A 22,791-nucleotide genomic window follows, 5' to 3' on the forward strand; every position below is an offset into this window, starting at 1 on the left:
GAACAGCCCAAAGACTCGACTATTACGGCACGTATGGGCGTTTGGGTATCCGGATTTTTCGGCTCAGGAAAATCACATTACATCAAAATACTATCCTACTTGCTGGAAAACATTGAGGCCATTGACCCCAAAACCGGCAACCCTAAAAAAGCGGCTGATTTTTTTGATGAACACAAAATCAAAGACCCGCTGCTATTGGCTGACATCCACAAAGCCATTAAAGGTACTGCTGATGTCATCCTGTTTAATATCGATGCCAAGGCCGATGCCAAATCCGATCGCGATGCCATCGTCCAGGTTTTTCTGCGGGTGTTTAATGAAAAGCAGGGGCTTTGTGGTGATGCGCCCCATATTGCCGAAATGGAGCGTTATCTGATTGCCAAAGGTGCTTACGATACTTTCAAAACAATCTTTCAGGCTCGAAACGGCAATACCTGGCATGAAGAACGCGATGCCGTGGACTTCCTGCGTGATGAGGTGATTGCCGCCTTGGCACAAGCACTCAACATGACTGAAGAATCGGCTGGACGTTGGTTTGATAACGCCCGTGATAGTTACCGTATCAACATCGAAGGTTTGGCAAAACTGGTGCGTGATTATCTGGACACCAAACCTGCCGGTCATCGACTTATTTTTTTGGCTGATGAAGTGGGACAGTTTATCGGTGATAACACTCAACTCATGTTGAGCTTGCAAACCATTGTTGAGCAGTTGGGTACACTGTGCCAGGGACGCGCCTGGGTTATAGTCACCAGCCAGGAAGATATTGATGCCGCTATCGGTGGAGCTAATAAAGCCAAGTCTCAGGATTTCTCCAAAATTCAAGCCCGTTTTCATACCCGCCTCTCTTTGGCGAGTTCCAATACTGATGAAGTCATTGGTGAGCGTTTGCTATCCAAAACCGAACAAGCCCATGTTGCCCTACGGGATATTTATGCTCAAAAAGGCGATATCATCAACAACCAATTGTCTTTTCAGGGGTGTGCCGTCAATCTGCGAGGGTTTAAAGATGCGGCTGAATTTGTGGCCTACTATCCGTTTACCCCTTATCAATTCCAATTACTGCAAAAAATATTCGAGTCGATACGCAAAGTGGGGGCAACGGGTAAGCATCTATCGCGGGGCGAGCGTTCTTTACTGGATGCCTTTCAGTCAGCTGCTGTACAAAATGCCCACAAGCCGATTAATGCCTTAATACCGCTCTATGATTTTTATCCGTCCATTGACAGTTTTATTGATAGCATCGCTAAGAAATCGATTGATCAGGCCCCTGATAATTCTGCACTTGAACCCTACGACACCTTATTGCTCAAGGCATTGTTCCTGATCCGGTACATCTCGGAAACCATCAAGCCCAACATCGACAATCTGGCAACCTTGTGTATCGATGAAGTGGATGCCGATAAGCTCAGTCTTAAGGGTCGAATTCAGGAATCTTTAGCCAGACTGGAACAACAACAATTAGTTAGCCGTAACGGTGATCACTGGTTTTTTCTGACCAATGAAGAACGCGATGTGGCTAGAGAGTTGGGTCATGTGGATGTTTCATCATCGGAAAGAACACGTTTGCTGTCCGAACTGGTTTTTGAGGACATTCTCAGAGGTCAAACCAAAGTCCGTCATCGTGACACCAAAGGAGACTATGACTTTAACCGCTTACTCGATGGTGCGCCCTGGAAAACAGCTAGTCATCCCTTAACGCTGGAAATCCTCAGCCCCTTGGGTGATGACTATGAACGGATGCACGAGACCACTTGTATCCTGCGTAGTAGCGAGTCAACGGGTCGAGCGATCATCCGCATGGCAGAAGGTCAACGGCTCTACGAAGAACTCACACTTTATCTGCAAATTGAAAAATATATCAGCAGTCCTAAAGCAGGGCAGGCAATGCCGTCATTAAAGCGTATTCTGGCTGACCGTAAAGAAGAAAATCGTGAACGAAAACTGCGTTTGGTCGAACAACTTAGCACTCTGATGACCCTTGGCGATTTTTATATTTTGGGGCAAAAGCCTGACATTAAAGCAGGATTGTCTCCGACCGGCCTGTTGGATGAAGCAATCAATTATTTAATTGCCAACACCTACAGTAAATTGCCTTACCTTAAATACCGCACGGCAGACCCCATTGCAGAAATCAAAGCCGTTCTTTCCGGTAATGACATTAAGCCGCTCTTGCAGAATACTAAAAACGAAGAACTTAACCCGCTGGCAGCCAACGAACTGCGTCAATACCTGTTATTGGCAGCCTCAGAAAAGCGCGTGTTATTGTCCGATATAATTGACCGTTTTACCGGTATTCCCTGGGGTTGGAAACCAGAATGGGAAATTGTCCTGCTGGTTGCCAGGCTTTATATGGCCGGTGAGATTAAATTGATGCTTGAAGGCGCTGATATTGAACCTAAAACAGCCATCGACCCGTTAACCAAATCTGTCCGTTTTAAACAGGTTTCCGTCCTTAAACGTAAATCAGCGGATAGTGCCTCTCTCAAGCGTGTGCGTGAATTACACCGCGAGTTGTTTTCTAAATTACCCAGGGAAGATGAAGACGGCGTGGTGTCTGATACGCGCGACAGTTTAACCTTCTGGCAAACCGAACTTAAAAGCTACGGCCACAGTGCTGCGAGCAAGTACTACCCAGGCAAAACGGCAATTGAACATGCCGTTACCCAGATAGGCAAACAGCTCGCCATTCGTGACAGTTACGAATTCATTGATGCCTTGCTGACAGGAAAAAACGACTGGCTGGATCTTGCTGATGAAATTCATGATGTACTGAGCTTTTATAAAACCCAGAGAACCACTTGGCAACGTATGTTAGATGCCATGACGGCCTTTGCCGATAACCACGAAGCCCTGCAACAGGATATTAACGCCGCCAATGCCTTCAAGCAATTGACAGCCATTCGTGATAATCCTGCGCCCTATAGTCAAATCAACCGTATTGAGCCTTTGTTAAATACCGTTGAAACCGTCAATGGACAGCTGGCCGCCACTGAAAGAGAAATCGCGTTACTGGCCATAGAGCAGAAACTGGCCGAAATTGAAACAGCATTGGATCACGTTCAAGGCAATGCTGACTTACGCAATAAAGCCTTGCGCCCTATGCAACAACTCAAAACCAGTATTGCCGTGCTGAGCAGTATTCCCCAAATCCGCTACTTGGCTGAGCGGGCAGGAACTCATTTAGATACAGCAATGGATAGTATTGCTGCCGCGCAAAAGCAGCCTAATCCAGGTATCAAAGAACCGAGCGTTGGAATTACGGTTAAGATACCTCAAAAACCCGTTAAAGTGATTCGTGCCCAAGCGCTCACATCTAAAACCTATCTGGAAACGGAAGCCGAAGTCGAAGCCTATCTTGCCAAGTTAAAGCTGGTATTATTAGAGGTATTGAAGGAAGGTAAAAAAGTGCGTATAGAATGATTTTTTTGTATTTACTCAGTAAATTGGGGTGTTAAATGGCTAGCATGAGTTTTATTGTTCCTGATGACGTAAAAAAAGCGTTTGATAAGGCTTATCACGGACAAAATAAAAGCGCTGTTATGACCGAACTAATAAAGGAAGCTATAGAAAAAGAAGTTCGCAAACTCACGCCTCCGCCCCAGTTTGCCGGACAAGTCACAGAATTGGGCAATGTCATTAACACACTTTCCGCCAAGGACTGGAGTCTTAAAGAATGAACAAAGCCAAACTCAAAGCCTACGCCCCGCAAGCCCGTAAAGATTTCATTGCCGCCGTCACTGCCCGCGCACATCGACTGGGTTTGTCAGAACACAACGGCCAATTCACCATTGCCCCCGCCGAAAAAAATGGTGATGTCGTGTTGATAGCCGGGCAATCCTGGCCTGCCAAAATGAGTGCCCAACGCGATAATCTCGTTGCCTTGATTAAAAAAGAAGGCTTTAGCCAGACCATGGAAGCGGTGGCTTATACCTGGTTTAATCGGTTTGCCGCATTGCGTTATTTGGAGATTCACGAGTATTTATCGCACGGTTATCGCGTGCTTTCGAGCACAGAAGGTATTTTGCCCGACATTCTGATTCATGCCGCCGACATTGCTAACAATGGTGATTTAGCTGATTTAAACGCTGCCGAAGTCATTGATATGAAATTAGCGGGTGACAAGGACGGTGAACTGTATCGGTTAGTTCTGATTGCCCAATGTAATGCCCTGTGCAGAGTGATGCCATTTTTGTTTGAAAAAATCGACGATGAAACTGAGTTGTTATTGCCTGACAATTTGCTGTTGACCGATTCCGTAGTGGCCAAAATGGTCGCCGCGATTCCTGAGGAAGATTGGCAAGCCATTGAAATCATCGGCTGGCTGTATCAGTTTTACATCAGCGATAAAAAAGACGCGGTGATTGGCAAAGTCGTCAAAAGCGAAGATATTCCCGCCGCTACGCAATTATTTACACCCAATTGGATTGTAAAATACTTGGTGCAAAACAGTATTGGGCGGCTTTGGTTAATGGCAAACCCAACTTCTGATTTGAAAAGTCAATGGGAATACTATATTGAACCCGCTGAGCAAACGCCCGAAGTTAAAGCGCAGTTAGACGCGCTGATTGCCGCACGAATCGCGGAAGACGAAAAACAAATTTGAAATGAGGTAATTAACAAATGCCTGAAATATGCCGTTTTCTTGGAATTGTGATTAGCATGTACTTTGATGAACACAACCCTCCCCATTTTCATATTCGTTATAACGAATACAGGGCAGTCATGAACATTAAAACGCTTAACGTCATGGATGGACATCTACCCGCAAAAGTGCGTGGTTTGGTTGAGGAATGGGCTGAATTACATCAGCTTGAATTGATGGCAATGTGGGATACCAAAGAATTTCATAAACTTAACCCTTTAGTTTAGGAAAAAACAATGATAGCGGTTGCAGAAGCGAATTACCAAAGCGGTTATCGAATTAAATTGAAATTCAATACAGGCGAAGAAGGTGTGGTCGATTTGTCGGATCTTATCGAACGTTACGACGTTGCTGCGCCTTTAAAAAATGTGATCGAATTTCAACAGTTTTACCTTGATGAATGGCCGACACTTGCCTGGTCATGCGGGTTTGATGTTGCTCCTGAAACGCTCTATGAACGAGCCACAGGGAACAGAGTGGCTTGGTGTGAAACACAAGGTTAAGACGACATAAATATGAGCTACGCCCGTTTAATTTATGAAGATACCCCCGCTTTTATTCCTGTGCCCAAAGAAATGCAACATCACAAAGCAAAAATTACTTTTTTGCCGCTGGATGATGAACTGGCACCCGAATCCTTCGCTGCACAGCCAACCGCAGAGGGGCAGACTGAAGCTTACGAAGCCGCTATAAAGTCATGCCCATTTGCACCTGATGCTTTTTTTGCATCTTTGCAGGAAATAGATACTGAAAACCCAAGATCACTGTTGGAACTCATCGGAAAAGTTCCGTCTTGTTTCAAAAGTGCGGCAGAAGTCGATGGCTTTATCCGTGCGGAGCGTGATGCGTGGGAAGACTAAGACAAGCCTTGCAAGATCAAAACGAAAGTAAAAATCTAAGTACATGAGGAAAAACCTATGCTGACAATAGAACTAGACAACGAAACCGAGTTTGCCTTGCAAGAGTTGGCGCAACAGCAGGGTAAAACGTCAGAACAATGGTTAAAAGAAGTCATTGCCCAATTCGTTCAAGCACAAACTTGCCGGCAAGCATTTCCAGGCCTTACAGAATTTCATAAGACTTTACCGATGCAAGAAGTCAGTGCGGGGGAGTTTTGCCGTGCGATACGTGATGGGGATCGCTACTAATGCAATATATTGCGCTGATTCCCAAGGCTACTGCTTGGGAATCCAGATAAACTCTAACTTAGCTAAACCGCAATAAAAGGGAAAATTATGTTAGTAGAATTACAACCAGAATTTGAAGAAGTGTTACAGCCCTTTGGCAATCACGCGGTCGAGTTTTTCTTAGCCGCGAGCTTATATCATGCTCGAAAAATCAGTTATGCCAGTGCCGCGCACATTGCAGGATTAAGCTTTGATGCGTTTCGATACCGCTTGGAAGAGCATTTTGGTCAGGGCTATCTAATTGCCGATGAATGCGTACTGGAAGACTTGAAAACGGTAGAAAATTTAATATATTAGGACATAAACATGAATCACGCCCGGTTAATTTATGAAGATACCCCCGCTTTTATTCCCGTGCCCAAAGAAATGCAACATCGCAAAACAGAAATTACTTTTTTGCCGTTGGATGATGGACTGGCATCAGAATCATCAACTACGTCACAAACCACAGTAGAGCTGTGTAAACCTGAGTTGGCTGAAAACAAAAGCGCCTTATTGTCTGATGAGTTTTTTGCCTCTTTAGAAAAAACAGTACCCGAAAAGCCAAGGTCGTTATTGGAGCTAATTGGAAAAGGTAAAGGCTGCTTTAAAAATGCAGCTGAAATTGACGCGTTTATCCGTGCGGAGCGTGATGCGTGGGAGGATTAAGGCAAGCCTTGCAAGGGCAAAAAGTCTATTTGGACGCTAACATTTTTATTTATACCCTCGAAGGTGTTGAACCTTGGGTCCATTTATTAACAGACGTTTTTACAGGTTTAACAGCAAATGAATTTTCAGCAGTAACTAGTAGTTTAAGTTTATCTGAATGTTTGGTACTGCCATTTAAGCAGAATAAAAGTGATCTAGTGGCAATTTTCCATGAAGCACTTTTACCCAGTCATTATTTAACGACTGCCCCTATTGATGACAGGGTTTTAATCTCAGCCGCAAACATTCGCGCCCAAACAAATTTAAAACTCCCAGACGCCATTCACGCCGCAACTGCCTTAACACAACAATGCACAGCTATGCTCACCAATGATCCAGGATTTAAACGCGTACCGGGTATCGAGTTGTTTTTATTGTCTGACTGGATTTCCTCACCATGCTAAACCCAGAAACCATCACCGTCCTGGATCCCGCTTGCGGTTCGGGGCATATTCTGGTGGAGGCTTATGATGTGCTGAAAGCAATTTACCTGGAACGCGGTTACCGGATGCGGGATATTCCACGACTGATTTTGGAAAAGAATTTGTTTGGCCTGGATATTGACGACCGCGCCGCGCAACTCGCAGGTTTTGCGTTATTGATGAAAGCCCGTGCCGATGACAGACGGATTTTAGACAATCCGCCTAAACTGAATATTTTGTCACTGCAATCCAGCCAAAACTTAAATTTGCCGTTACTTTGGCACAAACTCGATTTGTACAATAAAAGCAAAATAGGCACGACCAGTTCTCTGTTTGAAGAGCCGCAACTGGATTTAACTAACGCCATTGAAGCGAACCAATACAATATGGTGCAAGCGATTGTTACCTTGTTTGAACCCGCGAAAACGTTTGGTGCATTGATTCAAATACCGCATGAATACGCCCAGCCTTTAGCGGAATTACTCGAACACTGTCAGCAGTTAGCAGAAAGTGGCGATAGTTTTCAAAAAAACGCCGCGAAAACGTTAATGCCATTTTTAGCACAAGCCAATATTTTAGCGATGAAGTTTGATGCCGTTGTTGCCAATCCGCCGTATATGGGCGGCAAAGGCATGAATCCCGCGTTAAAAGAATTTGCAAAAAAACACTTTCCCGATAGCAAATCCGATATGTTTGCCATGTTTATCGAGCGCGGTTTTGGTTGGTGCAAAGCGTCTGGTTTTAATGCGCAAGTCACCATGCAAAGCTGGATGTTTTTATCGTCTTATGAAGCCATGCGTGAAAAATTATTACACGACAAGACAATTTCAAGCCTCGTGCAAATTGGTTACAACAGTTTTCCTGAAATTAACTCAAAAATTGCTCAAGCCTGTGCTTTTAGCTATATCAACAAATATATTCCAACCTTTTCAGGTAGCTACATAAATTTAAATTCAGCTCCTCAATCTGCGGATAAGAACCAAATTTTTTTAAATCGAACCCAAGATTTGATTCATGATGTCTGCCAAGATGATTTCAAGAAAATTTCAGGTAGCCCTGTGGCTTATTGGGTCAAGCCGAAATTTAAAAATCTATTTGAAAAAAGTGTAATTCTTAGCAAATTAGCCCCTACAAAAATTGGTATGAGAACAGGGGATAACAAAAGATTTCTAAGAAAATGGTATGAAGTTTCTTTATCGTCAACAGGATTAGGATTTTCAAATGCAATTGACGCATCAATTTCTGATAAAAAATGGTTCCCGTATAACAAAGGCGGTGAATTTAGGCGTTGGTATGGAAATAACGAGTATTTAGTAAATTGGAAAAATAATGGTGAGGAAATAAAAACTGAAACTCTGGCAAATTATCCTCAACTAACAGCAGAAAATCTTGGTTGGAAAATTTCCAATGAAAGTTATTATTTTAAACCTTGTGTAACTTGGTCATTTGTAAGCTCTTCATATTTTGGTGCGCGACAATCAGAACAAGGATTTTTATTTGATGTTGGTGGTTCATGCGCCTTTCCAAAAAGTGAAAATTTAGATTTTATTACAGGATATTTATGCTCATGTGTGGCGTTTGAAGCATTGAAATTTATGAATCCAACGCTTAACTTTCAGATAGTCAATGTAGCATCTTTACCTCTTTTAGAATCAGCAACTGATTTTCTTGTACCGAAAGTTTCTAATTTGGTTTGTGATTTAGTCAAAATTTCAAAAACCGACTGGAACACTTACGAAACCTCATGGGATTTCACCGAAAACCCGCTAATTCGCCAGTTGAGTGGTGAGTTATTAGTGGCGAGTGGCGAGAAAAAAACTAACCACTTAACACTTGCCACTTGCTACTCACTGTGGCAAACGCAAAACCGCGCTGCTATAACCGAAATGAAACGCTTGGAAGAAGAAAACAACCGCCTGTTTATAGAAGCTTACGGCTTGCAAGATGAATTGTCGCCCGACGTGCCAGAAGCACAAATCACCTTGGGTCGTGCTGATCGCGAAAAAGACAGCCAGCGGTTAGTTTCCTACGCCATTGGCTGCATGATGGGGCGTTACAGTTTGGATGAACTGGGTTTAATCTACGCTCACGCAGGTAACATCGATTTTGATCCAAACCGCTACAACACGTTCCCCGCCGATGCCGACGGTATCGTGTCCATCACTGATGAACTCTGGTTTGAAGATGATGCTGCCAACCGCATCCGAGAATTCTTGCAGACAGTGTGGGACAACCCCTCTCCCCAGGGAGAGGGAGTAGATGCCAACATGGCTTGGCTGGCGCAAAGCTTAGGTCAAAGAAACGATGAAACACCGGAAGCAACTATACGCCGCTACATTGCCAGCAACTTCTTTAAAGACCATTTGCAAACCTACAAAAAACGCCCTATTTATTGGCTGTTTTCCAGCGGCAAACAAGGCGCGTTTCAAGCGTTGGTGTATCTGCATCGTTATAACGAAAGCACCTTGGCAAGACTGCGAAATAACTACGTTGTGCCATTAATGGGCAAACTTCAAAACCGAATTGAGCTGTTGGAACAAGACGCAGTCGCGGCCGACTCTAACGCGTCCCGCAACAAACTGAATAAAGACATCGAAAAACTCAAGAAAAAACACATCGAACTGCTCACCTACGAGGAAAAACTCCGCCACTACGCAGACCTGCGCATCCAACTTGATCTGGATGACGGCGTAAAAATAAACTACGGCAAGTTTGGTGATTTGTTGGCCGAGGTGAAGGCGGTGACGGGTGGTAAAGATGAATAATATTGATCGAAGAATAGGACAGTTAACATGCTAAAGTCGCTAGTTATCAAGAACTTCAGGTCTTTGGCTGATTTCGAGGTTGCCAAACTGGGTCGTGTTAATTTGATCGTGGGTAAGAATAATTCCGGAAAAAGCTCGGTGCTGGAAGCCTTAAGAATTTATGCGGGTAATGGCCAACGGGCGCTGCTGGAAACGATTTCTGCAGAACACGATGAGAGGTATCGCATTAAAGAAAATGAACGTGGCGAATTTGACGCACCTTTGCCTTTTCAGGATTTTTTCACAGGGAGGAAATTTCCTGTTGATGATTCAACTGTGATTCAGATTGGAAGCGTAACTGTCGGAAAAGATGTTTTGCACATCCAATATGTGTTTCTGACCGAAACCGTAGAGACTGTTACCAGTGAAACGGGAGAAAGCAGCACTCGTGTTCGCCGTAAACCTGTGTTGACATCAGAGATACCTGATTTGCAGGGTGAGGTCAAACAAGCTCTTCAGATCACAAAAGGAGAGAAACCATACCCACCATTTATTCTGGATTCATCCTCCCAACGTTTCAGACCCCCTATGTTCGATGCTATCAATGCGATACCATGCAGCATGATCCCGACGCAGTTCGTTTCGCTGGATGAACTGGCCGACGAATGGGATAAGATCGTCTTCACCGAGCACGAGGAAGTGGTGAGGCAAGCCATGCGCATTATTGCGCCAGAGTTTGAAAATCTGACTTTTGTTCGCAATGAAGACGAGCGACCGGGGTATCGGTCAACAATACGGCGCAGTGCCAAGGTTAAGCTGTCTGACTTATCGAGACCCGTGCCCCTAAACAGTCTAGGGGACGGCATGTTACGAGTGCTGCAATTGGCGCTAAAGATTTATCCCGCCAAAGGAGGCTTCCTTCTCATCGACGAATTTGAAAACGGCTTGCATTACAGCGTTCAAGAAAAAGTTTGGGCTTTGCTGTTTGAAATGGCGCAAAAGTTGGATATTCAGGTATTTGCCACCACGCACAGCTGGGATTGCATCGAGAGTTTTTCTAAAATTGCTATTGATCGTAAGGACATCGATGGTGTTTTGTTTCGCGTTGGCAAGAGCGTTCGGGATAGTGATCGTGGCCGGGTCATTGCCACGGTATTCGACGAAGAAGCGCTCTATAGCATCACCCAAAGTGATGTGGAGGTGCGGTAGTGGCTAATCAAGACCGTGTCCTATTGGTTGAAGGTGGAGCCGACCAAGATTTTTTCATTGAGGTGCTAAAACAATCAAACCTGCAAGTGATGGTTAAGGTTGCACCCCCTAAAGTTTTAGGTGGTTCTCATAACACTAAAGAAGGTGTATTCAATTTTTTGCCGAAGTTGCTCGACCAACTGGCGGATGGGAACCTTGTTAAATTGGCTGTTGTGGTCGATGCTGATTCAGTACCGAATGGGAGCTATCAAACTACGCTCTCTCGTGTAACAAGTATTGTTTCAACATATCGTTACAACCTATCACCCATTCAAACTGCTGGAATAACTTATAAACATGATGATGGCTTGGCTGATTTCGGCTTATGGATCATGCCTGACAACACTAACGAAGGCATGCTTGAAGATTGGTTGAAACAGTGTATTCACGCCAATGAGCAGACACTCTTTGCACATGCGCAGTCCGTGATCGACGAGCTACCTAACCCTCCAAAATTCAAACCTCTCCATCGCAGTAAAGCGGAAGTCGCAACATGGTTGGCGTGGCAGAAACAACCAGGGCATGGGCTTTATCAAGCTGTAACCGATCAGTTACTAGATTCAAATAAACCGCTTTATAGCCAATTGACTGCTTGGCTAGCGCACATCTACGCATGAGTCTACAACGCATTACCGATTCGCTAGCAATCTTGTTCATCTCCCATCCTATTGTGTTTTGGCATGATTCTGAAGGCGAGTTTTTATCCACAGTGGATAATTTAGTTTTGGATGACATCCATATTGTTCGTTTGGACGAAACGCCCGCGCTACAAATCAAAATCGATGTTGAACGCCAGCCAGACCAGCATTGGTTGTTCTATAGCACTCAACCAGAACCCGACCCTAATAAGGATTGGTTATTGGATATTCGGTTACGTAGCAAATCTTTTAAAGCCGATTCGACCTCAATCCTGCTGGATGATTTAGGGCTGGTTTCGCAAACATTACGCGGGCATTTAAAGGATAGAGCCAAGTTTTTACGTGCTAAAGAGCGGGTTGAACGCTTAAAACGTCTGGTGACCGCCAGCGATAATGCGGACGATCTTGACCGGAAAATGTTGGCGGTTTTAACCCGTGCCGATCAACCTGAATTATTCTCTATTTTGCAACGCTTGTTTGCAACCTTAGTAGTTGATGGTGAAGTTAATCTTAATGCTCAGCCGAAAACCTGGCAAGACATCATCGCTAATGACCTGGAGGATGCCTTTTGGCTATTGGCAAAAACACACCTGGGTTATGCCGAGACTGAACCGAGTCTGCGTGATTTATTGTTTCGTATTCTGGTGACTGATTTTTCTCGTTCATTCATGGGTGAGCCCGCTGAAGCATTGAAGCATTTTATACTGCCTGAACGTAACCTTGCCGCCAATGCTTCGGTGTTTGCATCACGCTGGCGATCTGATTTAGCGCACTATACCAGTTACAACCTGATTACAGCGGTGGTTGGACAGGATTTAGACTTGGTTCATTTATTAGGTGGACTCTCGGCTAATGACTTGTCTGAGGTGATGACGTTTGAAGAAGTTGAACGCCGTATCATCAGTGATTTGAAGGATAGGGTTCTAGGTGGTTCTGGAGCAGCAATGGATTCTGTACTGACGCTGATTGCGCGGCGTAGGGATGGTCATTGGGCTAATCAAATTCTGGCTAATGCCAATGATGTGAACCGTGCTTTAGCTGCCAGTTATGATGCGTTGGAAGCCGCAACACACTTTTTAACATTAAAGGATCAGTACAGGTCGGGCTTTAGTTTTACTTCAAGTGAGGCAGGGTTTTCTATTTATCAAGCGGAGTTATATCGTTTTGATCAACTCTATCGACACTTTAACCGCGCCACCGAATTTGTCGAGCCTATGGGTTGGGCGGTTTTGCATGAATTAAAGCAACGTATTGAAGCGGCTTATTCAGGTTGGTTTATCCCCCAGTTAAGTTCAGCTTGGGGTAAGATTCTAGAAGGGGAGGCAGGATTGCTGTCATCCTGGCGGATACCCGGCAGCATTAACCAGCAGAACTTTTTTGAAAAAGTCGTATTGCCTTTGTCTGACGGCGGCACTAAACGGGTATTTGTCATCATTTCCGATGCGTTTCGTTTCGAGGTGGCAGAAGAGCTAGTCCAAGCCATTAATAGTAAGAGCCGGATTAAAGCGTCACTATCCAGTCTATTAGGGGTATTGCCCAGTTATACGGGTTTGGGCATGGCAGCGTTGTTACCTCATCAAACCTTAGCGTATAAAATTAACAGCAGCCTGGAATTGATGGCTGATGGCAAGCCGGTATCTTCAATGGAACAACGCGGCGCTTATTTAGCAGCGTATTCTGGGACTGCCATTAAAGCAGAAGATTTGTTGGCAATGGGTAAAGATAAAGGCCGGGAATTCGTTCGTGAACGCCGATTGATTTATATTTACCATGACCGTATTGATTTGATTGGCGATAAACAGTCTTCCGAGACCAAGACTTTTGAGGCCGCCGCCGATACCGTCATTGAGCTTGCCCAATTGGTCGGTTTTATCGTCAATAGTCTAAATGGCTGTAATGTCTTAATAACTGCCGATCACGGTTTTATGTACCAGGAATCGGCGTTGGAAGAAGCCGATAAATCAACGCTTTCTGAAAAACCGGAAGGGTCGTTACTGGCGAAAAAACGTTATTTGTTAGGGAAAGATATCGGTTGCAATACTAAAGCCTGGTCTGGAAACACCGCATTGACGGCTGGTACTGAGCCGGAAGGCAGTCTCGATTTCTGGATACCTAAAGGCGCAAACCGGTTTCATTTTACCGGTGGTGCGCGATTTGTTCATGGCAGTGCTATGCCGCAGGAAATAGTTATTCCGGTCATTGCTATCCGTTCAACAGAATCGGAGCTAGCCAAAACCAAGACAGTCAGTATCAGTTTGCTGGGTGCATCCAACAAGGTCGTCACTAATAACCAACGTTTTGAGTTTATCCAAAACGAAGCCGTTTCTGAGCGTGTATTACCTCGCGCATTAGTGATCTCTTTACGCGATGGTGACCAGCCTATCAGTAATGAACAGACCATCACCTTCGATAGTACCTCGCAACTGCTCGATGAACGAAAACGCTCGTTATTGCTAACGGTGTTATCGGGTTCTTATGACCGTAACAAAGACTATTATCTGGTTGCCCGTGACGCAGTGACCAGGGTAGAAGTGCTGCGTGCGCCAGTGAAGGTTGATCTGGCCTTCAGTAATGATTTTTAGGATGGATGATGAATGACAATGTAAACACTGCCGATATGGACAATAGTCTGGATACCTTATTAAACCAAAATTTTGCCGGTAAAGTCGTTCGGAAGGACTTGACCAGCTGATCAAGTAAGGTGTTATGGTCTAATAATGACTGGGATAACAACGGTTACAATGACGGCCCACCACAAGGCTATTACCCACCACCCAATTATTATCCACAGCAGCAACAACCTTATTACAACAACGGTAACAACAACCAACGATCTACCCGTGGCCTGGCAGGCAGTGTGATAGGGGATGTGCTGGGTTACGAATTGGGTAATGGCAGCGCCCTGACTTCTGGTCTTGGTGCCGCCGCCGGTGCTTATTTGGGCAATGGCTTTGGTGGGTTTTGAAGGGTTTACTGAGGATCAACTCGGCAGTTTTTGTACCCTGTCAGTTTTTGGTTTTACGGTTAAATACGAATACAGCGTAGCAGGAAATGTTTAATATTCTTGCTGCGGACGAACAGTTCTAACAAGCGATTTCACAGCCCTTTTAGGGCTTGTACATAGGTCGTCATGTACCTCTAAAAAAATCAAACTCTACCGGCCTTTTATACCAATTTGCCCCTGCGCCTTAACAAACCCATCTGCGGTGATTGAGTACTTGTGTTAATTCATCTTAACCAAATGAGCGATAAGAGGTCAATTTCAATTCATTTGATTAGAGTGGAATTAAATAAATAACAAAATTGTTTTACAAGATTTTAAATAATAACATATTGTAAATTTCTATCGTCTTTAGTCTAACTGCTAGCTGTCATTTCGCCAAGTCGACATCAGCAAATAGCAACCAAACTGTAAACCTATCAAAAGTTAACTCTTGCGATCTTATAAAGCTATAAAGCAAAAGTCTATGTTTTTTCAAGAATATCTACCAAGTTGCTTAATAACTTGCGTCTTAATAATCCTGTTGCATTTATTTACAAAAATGACAAGGCTACAACTGGAATAATAAGCAAACGTCAACTAGACTCAATTGTGTCACTAGTAAATAAGAGATTAGATTGATTCGGTTCTGGGTTGTGTGAAAACAGCATAACTTCCATTTCTCAATAGAAAATTCTTTTCAGCTACGCTGTCCATCGTAGTCCTGTTCTTTACTGCTTTCAGTTTCAGTGATTCCATCACTTTCAGGTATTTTTTAGGCCAAAAACTTGTCGGGCAAGGGGCGTCTTTGTGCGTTTAACTGTATTGATTTTAACAATTACCTATGTTTATAGAGGTTTTAACTATGAAAACAATAATAAAGCGCTGTAACAATCTCAATAGCGCCTTTTTTTTGGCGATATTCGGAACTTTAATACACCCAACCTTTGCGTTAGCTGAAGCTGGAGCTAAGTCTATGTTTGCCAGTGAAGGGACATCGGTGATGATGGGTGATGATGTGGAGGTAACCCCTTCGACAAGACCCGCAGCATTTAGACCTAAAGCAACTGTTATTTCTAAACAAATATCGCCTGTACGCCACGTTTATGCCCATGCTGGAAAATCAACGGTTACACACGTAAGTAAACATAACAGCTACGCTAATAACGATAATGCCCAGGCTGAAACACTCCCGGTAAGTTATGCAGGGCTGCAATATTGGATTGATTTGCAGGATGCCAGTGGACGAAGCCAACGAGTAACTACAAAGCATACTTTCCGTAGTGGCGATCGTATCAAATTGCAAATCAAAAGTAAGACTGATGGCTATTTGTATGTATTAAATGAAGATGCGTCAGGAAGAAAAACACCGCTTTACCCTACTAAAGGCCAGCCATCTGGTTTGATCCAGGCTAATGCCACTTACTCTATTCCAACACAAGGTACGATTCGTTTTGACAACGTACCCGGTAATGAAAAAGTCACTATTGCCCTTAGTAAATTCCCAATGCCTAGCTCAGGTTCAGGTTCAGATAATTCTGCGCAAGGAACGCCTGTCGCTTACAACGGGCAATCTATGTATGTGGCCTGTAACGACAGCAATGCAGGCAGTAAGGGTATGTTTGCAGAAGACAGCAGCACTGGCATTGACTGCATGCGCAGCAATTACAGCGCTGGCTCCAAGGGCATGTTTGCCGAGGAAGATTCAGGTTCTCTTGAACCCGCCAGTTATACCGTTTTACCTGCCGCAGCACTGGATACCGGCAATATGATGTTTATCGATTTCAACTTGACCCACCGTTAATTATTAAAAGGAAGTAAAAATGAATTACAAAATCATCGCTTTAAGTATTGCCAGCATCTTATTACTGAATGGGTGCGAATCTATGCAGAAAGCATCTACTGCTATGGGTTCTACTGGCACGGGTGTACTAGCAGGCGTATTAACCGGTGCGGGTACGGGTATTCTCTGTGACAAATTGACAGGTGGTAAAAACACGGGTGCCTGTGTTGCTGCCGGTATGGCAGTGGGTGCGGCGGCGGGTACTTGGGCGGCTTCTCTGGATAAGGAACGCGAAAAATCCGTAGCTGGAATGGATTGTGCAACGGTAAAACGACGTATGAATTACCCATCAACGGCAAACACCCCTAAGGCGGTACTGAGCCTTGCATCACCGTCTTCTCTAGTGGTTAAACCTGGCCAAAAACTGAAAATCCCGGTCAAAATGGACTTGGCATCTCCTGGATCAGAAGGCAAAGAGGAGGAAGTTGCTTTCAAAATGCAAGCCACAGATGGAAACTTTAACGCCTTAACCAAAGGATGCGGCGGAGATTATTTATTACCCGTCACATTTCCAACCGATAAAGAAGGTGTCCATAACGGAATACTCACGTTGATTAACGCTTCTAATGGCAATGAAATTGAAGGAGGAAGCTTAAAGTATTGCTATACAGTTTCCAGCAATGGCGTAGACAACAAGTGCGGCGGCATGATTTCTGCCTCTGCTGAACCTGAAAAATTCACCCAACCCAGCAAAAAAAGCAAACACAGACGTAGAAGATAAGAAACGGAAATCTTCTGGGTGTATCGCACACAATCCGATGCGTCCAGAATTAACTATTTAATGCTTATGGAGAAACCTGATGCAGCTCACGCCACACGCTATGTTGAGAAAAGCAGTTACGCCGCAACTTACCCGCATTTTTTTATTGGGTAGCCTGCTTTTATTAACAGGCTGTGCAACGTTAGGAGCCAATTTAGCACTTAATTTGGCTAAAGAAGAAGAGGCAAAAGGCTGTGAAGCCTCTGATCCTGGAGAGTTTAAAAAAGTAGAACTAGAAGACTGCGAACGAATTTCCAGGCTCATTAAAAAGGCTGGTTTAACGGATGGTTTTGTTGGCTATGATAAGTCAGGTCGCATTAAGCTTAAAGGTAGCTACCGGAATGAAGAAGAAGTTGATTTAGCGTACATGGTCGCGTTAACGGTAGTTGGCGCCAGTTCTCTGGACATTTCACCAGTTACGCCCAGAGATTTACAAGAAATCAAGATGATTAAGCCTTATACAGCTAGTCAACTGTCTGGAAAAAATGGTAATAAATTCGCACTGTTAGTGGGTATATCAAAGTTTCAAAATAAGATAAGTTCCATTGAAACCGCCGTTAAAGATGTTGAATCTATAAACACGGCCCTAATTAATAGTGGGTTCAATGAAAAAAATATCACATTACTGACTGATAAGCAGGCTACCAAAGCAAATATTATCAATGCCATAAAAGAACTTGAGGACAAAGTGACACCTGACGATTCAGTAGTGGTTTATATAAGTACGCACGGTACTCCGCCCAACACTTTTGGGAAAATGGGCATTATTCCATATGATCTTAAATCTGATCTAGATCAGGAAGATATGCAAGCTGTCGCAGACAAAGTAAGCAAGGATGAAAGTGGTGATAATGCAATTATCACCATAGCAAAACAGCGCCACGCATCTCTTAAAACAGCTATTTCATTTGATGATTTACAGGATTTTATAACCAGTATTGACACAAATAAATTTGTTGCCATTTTGGATACCTGTTACAGCGGTGCAGCATTAGGTGCGCTAACTCGTCCAGTTGGTGGTGCTCAATATGCTCAACGTGAACAAAATTACTCGCAAAGCCAAAGCGCTAATAACAAAGAAGAATTGCTGGGTAGCGGTAAACTTTGCGAAGTGAGTGGTTACAGCAATGCAGCATTCCCCGCTGTGTTACAACAAGCTGCGTTTAATGGTAGCAATGGCTCGAAAGGGTTTTCAAAAGAAAATCAATGTCAGCAAAAAGGTGGAAGTAAAGGCTTAGCGTTAACTGATGAAATAGCAGTGTCTACTAACGTGATCAATGATGGCGCTGATTATGAATATAGTAAGCTGGAGAGCTTTCGCGCGGCTTTTGGTAACGCCAATACACAGTATCAGCAAGGAAAAATTATTCTCACCGCCACCAGTGGCCATGAAAAATCTTTATTCGACCCATCAAAATTATCAAACTCTTATTTTACTTATTATCTAGTAAAGGGTTTGGAAGATTCTCATGGACAAATATTTCCAGCTTTTGATTATGCAAAAGTCAGAACTCAAAAATTGGTTAATGACACTGAAAGCTGTAGAACTCAAACTCCAGAAATGGTGAGTACTCCTAACGCCTGCGTTAACTTCGACTTGTCAAACTAACCCGCATTCTTATCAAAAAATAATATGAATTCCATCATAAACTTATTTGCCATATTTTCCGGCACTACCCAGCTACTCATAGGCCACGATCGGATGTCCTATGTGCTGTTATTGTTCTCAGGGCTGGCGCTCGCAGCAATCTTATGGCTATTGTGCGCTTTTTTTGGCCGCCTTTTTTACAAGCCTTACCGGTTAAGCGTAGGGCAGCATGTCCTCTGTAGTCAACTGGCCATTCTGGTGATTTTAACCGTGCCAACCTATGCGTCCGCCGTGTATTTACAGCCCAGCTTAGCAGGGATGATTGCCAACTGGCGTGACACATTAGTTAGCAACCAAGCTTGGAATCATCAACAATTCAAGCGCGAGTATTATGAAATTAAAAAAATGGGATTAGAGGATTTTTCATCTTCACCTGCGCCGGAAAAAGGAGGTACAACTATCCCGTTAAAACAGGAGAAATCTCGTATTAAATTGGGGCAAATGGAAGCGGAATCTTCTATTGAAAATTTCGACTTTAATTTCCCGCTTATTTCAAAACTGATCGGTGCTAAAACGGCGGTATCTGCCAATACAGTTAGCCAAGACATGAATAATTATTTCAAGACGCATCAGGGTACCATTTATCCCCATGAACGCGGTGTTCAATTGGCCGTAGAGCAGATTTACAGTGAATTAGAGCCCCAGATTCCACGCATCATTTTTATTATCCGCTTAGCATTAGGTTTACTTACCTTTATGGGTTATGCAATTTGCCTTGGCTGGATAGCCTATTCAGCCTTAAAGCAAATACGCATACATTCGGCGCACGCTTTACTTTCTTCATAACCATACGGAAATACTATGTCTAACAATCATCTGATTATTGGTTTGGGCGGTACTGGCGGTAAAACCATTAAAAATTTACGCAAAGCAATTAATGAAGAGTTTCGCTGCAACGAGCCTAACCAATCACGTTTTAAACCGGAATCGCCCGTTTATCTTAAATATCTGTACGTCGATTCCAGTAAACCGGATTTAGCTGCCAGTGAAAAATGGCGCACGCAAGACGATATTGGCAGTGATATCGGCTTAAATAAGGAAAGCCTGTTTTCTATTTCTCAAAATAATCTGAGTGTGCGTCTAAATGATGCGCAGCATTATCCGATTACCCATCGTTACATTGGTAAAAAAGAAGACTGGTCGGAAATTTTTTCGTCCATGAATATTAATGAAACAGCGGGGGGACAAATCCGTCGCTTAGGAGTAGCTTTATTTGAACCGGAGTGTACTAATTTTGCTACCCATGTACTGACACTTACACACCAACTGGAAAGCGCCAGCACCCAACAAGGTGTGCAATTCCATGTTTGTAGCGGTCTGGCCGGTGGTACTGGCAGTGGTTCTTTTTTGCATGTGGTTGCACAGCTGCGGGCTAAATTTCCTGATTCTGCACACTACCCTATCTATTTATATCTATTGTTACCCGAAGAAAACTCGCCTTGGGCAAGTAATGGCGAAAAAACCAATTATTATGCCAATGGTTATGCCGCGTTACAGGAGTTAAATGCTTATCTGGTATCGGATGCCAGCGAAACTCCCAATAAAGGTGGTCCGCTGTTTGCCCCGATTGATTTAACCGGGCAAACGCAACGCTTTGAAAATACCAGTTTGGGCAACGCGTCTAAATTAAAGGATCGTTTGCAGGGTTGTTTCATCCTTGATAACGTCAATGAAGCCAGCATTAAAATACCTGTGCAAGAAGTTACGCAACTGTTTGCACAATTGCTGTACCAACGGGTATTTCTGCTGGATGATCCAGCCGCCTCTATTCCTCAAAACGTAAAATCGGCTATTTCTCTGGAAAATTTTAATATTCCTGATGAAGCAAAAGCCAGTGACAGTAATTTTAAATTGCGTACTGTGCGTTTGCAGACCTTTGGCGTTAAAAAAATTGTTATTCCAGACGAGGAAATTCGTGAACATCTGGCCGCCTGCTTTGCTGAACAATCAATTTTGCAAATGCTCTACAACAATTGGATGTCCGGGGATACCCGTTATCGTTCCGAACCTAAAAATCAATCTTTTGCTGACTTTGTTCAAAAAGATGCCAACCGTCGGCCCTGGAAATTAACCAATACCCAGATTACCTTATCGGAAGGTTTGCTAGAAACCGAGAGCACTGCCCGTTGGAATGATATTAACAGTGAATGGACACAAACGGCTAATGAGGTCAAAAACAAAGCCTGGAAAATACCGATACAGGATGGCCGCGATGACCGTCTGGATTTATTGCAAAAAGCCTTTCAGGATCACTATGACAAGCATTTTAGAAATATCGGCGTCGAGGCATTTTACAAATCCAAGCAGGATGATTTAGGACGGGAAAACACGCACATCGCAGAAGTCTGTAACGCAGTACAAGCTTGGATGTATCAAAAATGGCAGGAAGGCGAGTACGGCTTTATTGATGTGCAAACCTTATTAAGCGAGTTGATTGAAGATATAAAAGACAGGGGTGGGAAAATAGCCGAACGTTTAAAAGTGACGGAAAGTCGTCGTAGCGAGTTATTAGACCTTATTTCAAGAAACAAGGATGTGTGGGGGAACGTGGGTATTTTTGGCAGAATGGCAGGTAAGCGTGAAGCGCTGTTCGATACCCAAACTGAATGCTTGAGAGAATATTACGAGCTGCAAACCTGGAATATTGCTTGGCGCTTTGCCGAACAACTTCTACAACGTTGCCTGATTGAATTGCGGGATAAGACACAAATTACATTTATAGAATTTAAACGTAGCATCGAAGATACACAACAATTTTTTGATAAACGCCGTGTTGCTACTTGCCGTTCTCAAGAAAGTACTGATATTAAACAAAATCTAATTAAATTTTACGAACCCGACAAAGTACAGGAGTTCTGTCGTAGCCTGTTAACCTCGGAAAGCAAGCAAAAACAATGGGCACAGCGGTCACGCTCGGAATTTGTTACTGCCGCTGAAGCAAATAAAATTGATACGCGCAGCAAAGAAAAATATTTCGGCGCTCTGCTCTGTCATGGCGACTTAAAAAACACACTTGAGCAGGTTGCCCGCAAGAATTCAGAAGAAGCACATGATGATGAGACTGGCCTGAATAACCGTTTAATTGGTGCCAATATTGTGTCACGCTTGGCAGGCCAATTTCAGGATCGGGAAAAATTACGTAGCTATATCCGCGATATAGTAGCAAGTACTCAAACCTTTATGCGCTTTAATCAAAGCGAAATTACCACCTCTCCCAGTGCAGTGATGGCAGTTATTCTGCCGCGTTGTGATGAGGTAAAAGCTTTTCGCGATGAGCTGGCGAATTTGTTTATGAGCAACCAAACACCGGGTATCACTATGTGTATAGTGGATAGCGCTCGTAATCTTAACCAGATTTCATTGGTGAGCTTTAAGTTTGGTTTTCCGCTAAGGTTTTTACAGCCAGTACAATTTCTGAAAGAAAAATATGATTTGCGGACGCAACAAAATCCGGCCCGGGCGCGTCTTGAAGTACATATCGAAGATCATCCTGCTAACCGGTTACCGGAATTATTCCGTCCACGTCCTGACCAGATGGGCATCCGTATTTTGCCGTTATATCAATTGGCAATGGCACTGGAGTTGTTACAAGCCCAACACGATCCGGTCACCAACAAGCAACGTTGGCGGCTGAAAACACTGGATGCCGATGGTTTACCTGAATACCACTTTTATCCAAACGACGTGCTTTCTTTGTTGATAGCGACGTTTGATAGCATTGTGTTAACGGCTAGTGCATTACAAGAAGCACTCAATAGCGCGACTGAAGAGCAAGTGTTTTACCTTGAAAAAGCCGTTAATCCCGTTATTAAATCTGAGCATTACAAGGCAGCCACCAATCGCGATCCATTAAAGGTTAAATTACGTGAACAATTGGGAACCGTGTTAACGCATCGCGGCAATAATGTCGAAGATATTTTTTATGGAAAATTACGCGAGAGTACCAAAAATACCATCGTGTTAATTGACAACGCAGTCTGATATTTATA

General features: G+C 43.7%; 20 protein-coding genes. All 20 read left to right on the top strand.

Features of this window, described 5'->3' with window-relative positions:
- The coding region (gene brxC / locus ACHZC4_RS14500) for a BREX system P-loop protein BrxC (protein WP_394754581.1) at window positions 1-3,423 on the top strand (3,423 nt) is incomplete at its 5' end.
- Window positions 3,424-3,458: 35 nt separating this feature from the next.
- Window positions 3,459-3,680, top strand: a complete 222-nt coding sequence (locus ACHZC4_RS14505) for a hypothetical protein (RefSeq protein ID WP_394754582.1) — start codon at window positions 3,459-3,461, stop codon at window positions 3,678-3,680.
- Window positions 3,677-4,606 (top strand): hypothetical protein, encoded by a 930-nt coding sequence (locus ACHZC4_RS14510; protein WP_394754583.1) that lies wholly within the window; start codon window positions 3,677-3,679, stop codon window positions 4,604-4,606. The genes ACHZC4_RS14505 and ACHZC4_RS14510 overlap by 4 nt, the downstream gene beginning before the upstream one ends.
- A gap of 17 nt (window positions 4,607-4,623) precedes the next feature.
- Window positions 4,624-4,872 (top strand): DUF4160 domain-containing protein, encoded by a 249-nt coding sequence (locus ACHZC4_RS14515; protein WP_394754584.1) that lies wholly within the window; start codon window positions 4,624-4,626, stop codon window positions 4,870-4,872.
- Window positions 4,873-4,881: 9 nt separating this feature from the next.
- The gene (locus ACHZC4_RS14520) at window positions 4,882-5,148 is read left to right on the top strand and encodes a DUF2442 domain-containing protein (RefSeq protein ID WP_394754585.1); all 267 of its coding nucleotides are present in this window, start codon (window positions 4,882-4,884) and stop codon (window positions 5,146-5,148) included.
- Window positions 5,149-5,160: 12 nt separating this feature from the next.
- Complete coding sequence (locus tag ACHZC4_RS14525) at window positions 5,161-5,505, top strand: hypothetical protein (RefSeq protein WP_394754586.1); 345 nt, start codon at window positions 5,161-5,163, stop codon at window positions 5,503-5,505.
- A gap of 57 nt (window positions 5,506-5,562) precedes the next feature.
- On the top strand, window positions 5,563-5,793 hold the full coding sequence (locus tag ACHZC4_RS14530) for a hypothetical protein (RefSeq protein ID WP_394754587.1): 231 nt from the start codon (window positions 5,563-5,565) through the stop codon (window positions 5,791-5,793).
- 87 nt (window positions 5,794-5,880) lie between these two features.
- Window positions 5,881-6,129, top strand: coding sequence for a hypothetical protein (locus ACHZC4_RS14535; protein ID WP_394754588.1), 249 nt, complete (start codon window positions 5,881-5,883; stop codon window positions 6,127-6,129).
- A gap of 9 nt (window positions 6,130-6,138) precedes the next feature.
- On the top strand, window positions 6,139-6,480 hold the full coding sequence (locus ACHZC4_RS14540) for a hypothetical protein (protein WP_394754589.1): 342 nt from the start codon (window positions 6,139-6,141) through the stop codon (window positions 6,478-6,480).
- Window positions 6,481-6,488: 8 nt separating this feature from the next.
- Window positions 6,489-6,923 (top strand): type II toxin-antitoxin system VapC family toxin, encoded by a 435-nt coding sequence (locus ACHZC4_RS14545; protein WP_394754590.1) that lies wholly within the window; start codon window positions 6,489-6,491, stop codon window positions 6,921-6,923.
- Window positions 6,917-9,706 (top strand): BREX-1 system adenine-specific DNA-methyltransferase PglX, encoded by a 2,790-nt coding sequence (gene pglX, locus ACHZC4_RS14550; protein ID WP_394754591.1) that lies wholly within the window; start codon window positions 6,917-6,919, stop codon window positions 9,704-9,706. Before ACHZC4_RS14545 ends, pglX begins: the two co-directional genes overlap by 7 nt.
- A gap of 27 nt (window positions 9,707-9,733) precedes the next feature.
- Window positions 9,734-10,894 carry an ATP/GTP-binding protein gene (locus ACHZC4_RS14555; RefSeq protein WP_394754592.1) on the top strand — a complete coding sequence of 387 codons (1,161 nt, stop codon included), beginning with the start codon at window positions 9,734-9,736 and terminating at the stop codon, window positions 10,892-10,894.
- A complete protein-coding gene (locus ACHZC4_RS14560; RefSeq protein WP_394754593.1) occupies window positions 10,894-11,550 on the top strand; it encodes a DUF3226 domain-containing protein in 657 nt (218 codons plus the stop codon). Before ACHZC4_RS14555 ends, ACHZC4_RS14560 begins: the two co-directional genes overlap by 1 nt.
- Complete coding sequence (pglZ, locus tag ACHZC4_RS14565) at window positions 11,547-14,153, top strand: BREX-1 system phosphatase PglZ type A (RefSeq protein ID WP_394754594.1); 2,607 nt, start codon at window positions 11,547-11,549, stop codon at window positions 14,151-14,153. The genes ACHZC4_RS14560 and pglZ overlap by 4 nt, the downstream gene beginning before the upstream one ends.
- Window positions 14,154-14,272: 119 nt before the next feature.
- A complete protein-coding gene (locus ACHZC4_RS14570; protein WP_394754595.1) occupies window positions 14,273-14,536 on the top strand; it encodes a hypothetical protein in 264 nt (87 codons plus the stop codon).
- An 880-nt stretch (window positions 14,537-15,416) separates the two neighbouring features.
- Entirely contained in the window at window positions 15,417-16,355 is a 939-nt protein-coding gene (locus ACHZC4_RS14575; RefSeq protein WP_394754596.1) for a DUF4384 domain-containing protein, read from the top strand.
- A 19-nt stretch (window positions 16,356-16,374) separates the two neighbouring features.
- Window positions 16,375-17,115: a hypothetical protein gene (locus ACHZC4_RS14580; RefSeq protein ID WP_394754597.1), complete on the top strand. Its 741-nt coding sequence runs from the start codon at window positions 16,375-16,377 to the stop codon at window positions 17,113-17,115.
- Window positions 17,116-17,194: 79 nt separating this feature from the next.
- Complete coding sequence (locus tag ACHZC4_RS14585; protein WP_394754598.1) at window positions 17,195-18,763, top strand: caspase domain-containing protein; 1,569 nt, start codon at window positions 17,195-17,197, stop codon at window positions 18,761-18,763.
- 24 nt (window positions 18,764-18,787) lie between these two features.
- Window positions 18,788-19,588 (top strand): hypothetical protein, encoded by an 801-nt coding sequence (locus ACHZC4_RS14590; protein WP_394754599.1) that lies wholly within the window; start codon window positions 18,788-18,790, stop codon window positions 19,586-19,588.
- Window positions 19,589-19,603: 15 nt separating this feature from the next.
- Complete coding sequence (locus ACHZC4_RS14595; RefSeq protein ID WP_394754600.1) at window positions 19,604-22,783, top strand: tubulin-like doman-containing protein; 3,180 nt, start codon at window positions 19,604-19,606, stop codon at window positions 22,781-22,783.
- Window positions 22,784-22,791 lie beyond the last annotated feature (8 nt).

The sequence above is a fragment of the Crenothrix sp. genome (genome assembly GCF_043729335.1).
Taxonomy (GTDB): domain Bacteria; phylum Pseudomonadota; class Gammaproteobacteria; order Methylococcales; family Methylomonadaceae; genus Crenothrix.

Coding starts and splice junctions, on each gene's coding strand:
- ACHZC4_RS14525 (WP_394754586.1), top strand. CDS start 5,161: ATGAGCTACGCCCGTTTAATTTATGAAGATACCCCCGCTTTTATTCCT.
- ACHZC4_RS14595 (WP_394754600.1), top strand. CDS start 19,604: ATGTCTAACAATCATCTGATTATTGGTTTGGGCGGTACTGGCGGTAAA.
- ACHZC4_RS14590 (WP_394754599.1), top strand. CDS start 18,788: ATGAATTCCATCATAAACTTATTTGCCATATTTTCCGGCACTACCCAG.
- ACHZC4_RS14575 (WP_394754596.1), top strand. CDS start 15,417: ATGAAAACAATAATAAAGCGCTGTAACAATCTCAATAGCGCCTTTTTT.
- ACHZC4_RS14530 (WP_394754587.1), top strand. CDS start 5,563: ATGCTGACAATAGAACTAGACAACGAAACCGAGTTTGCCTTGCAAGAG.
- pglZ (WP_394754594.1), top strand. CDS start 11,547: ATGAGTCTACAACGCATTACCGATTCGCTAGCAATCTTGTTCATCTCC.
- ACHZC4_RS14515 (WP_394754584.1), top strand. CDS start 4,624: ATGCCTGAAATATGCCGTTTTCTTGGAATTGTGATTAGCATGTACTTT.
- ACHZC4_RS14505 (WP_394754582.1), top strand. CDS start 3,459: ATGGCTAGCATGAGTTTTATTGTTCCTGATGACGTAAAAAAAGCGTTT.
- pglX (WP_394754591.1), top strand. CDS start 6,917: ATGCTAAACCCAGAAACCATCACCGTCCTGGATCCCGCTTGCGGTTCG.
- ACHZC4_RS14510 (WP_394754583.1), top strand. CDS start 3,677: ATGAACAAAGCCAAACTCAAAGCCTACGCCCCGCAAGCCCGTAAAGAT.
- ACHZC4_RS14580 (WP_394754597.1), top strand. CDS start 16,375: ATGAATTACAAAATCATCGCTTTAAGTATTGCCAGCATCTTATTACTG.
- ACHZC4_RS14555 (WP_394754592.1), top strand. CDS start 9,734: ATGCTAAAGTCGCTAGTTATCAAGAACTTCAGGTCTTTGGCTGATTTC.
- ACHZC4_RS14535 (WP_394754588.1), top strand. CDS start 5,881: ATGTTAGTAGAATTACAACCAGAATTTGAAGAAGTGTTACAGCCCTTT.
- ACHZC4_RS14540 (WP_394754589.1), top strand. CDS start 6,139: ATGAATCACGCCCGGTTAATTTATGAAGATACCCCCGCTTTTATTCCC.
- ACHZC4_RS14520 (WP_394754585.1), top strand. CDS start 4,882: ATGATAGCGGTTGCAGAAGCGAATTACCAAAGCGGTTATCGAATTAAA.
- ACHZC4_RS14585 (WP_394754598.1), top strand. CDS start 17,195: ATGCAGCTCACGCCACACGCTATGTTGAGAAAAGCAGTTACGCCGCAA.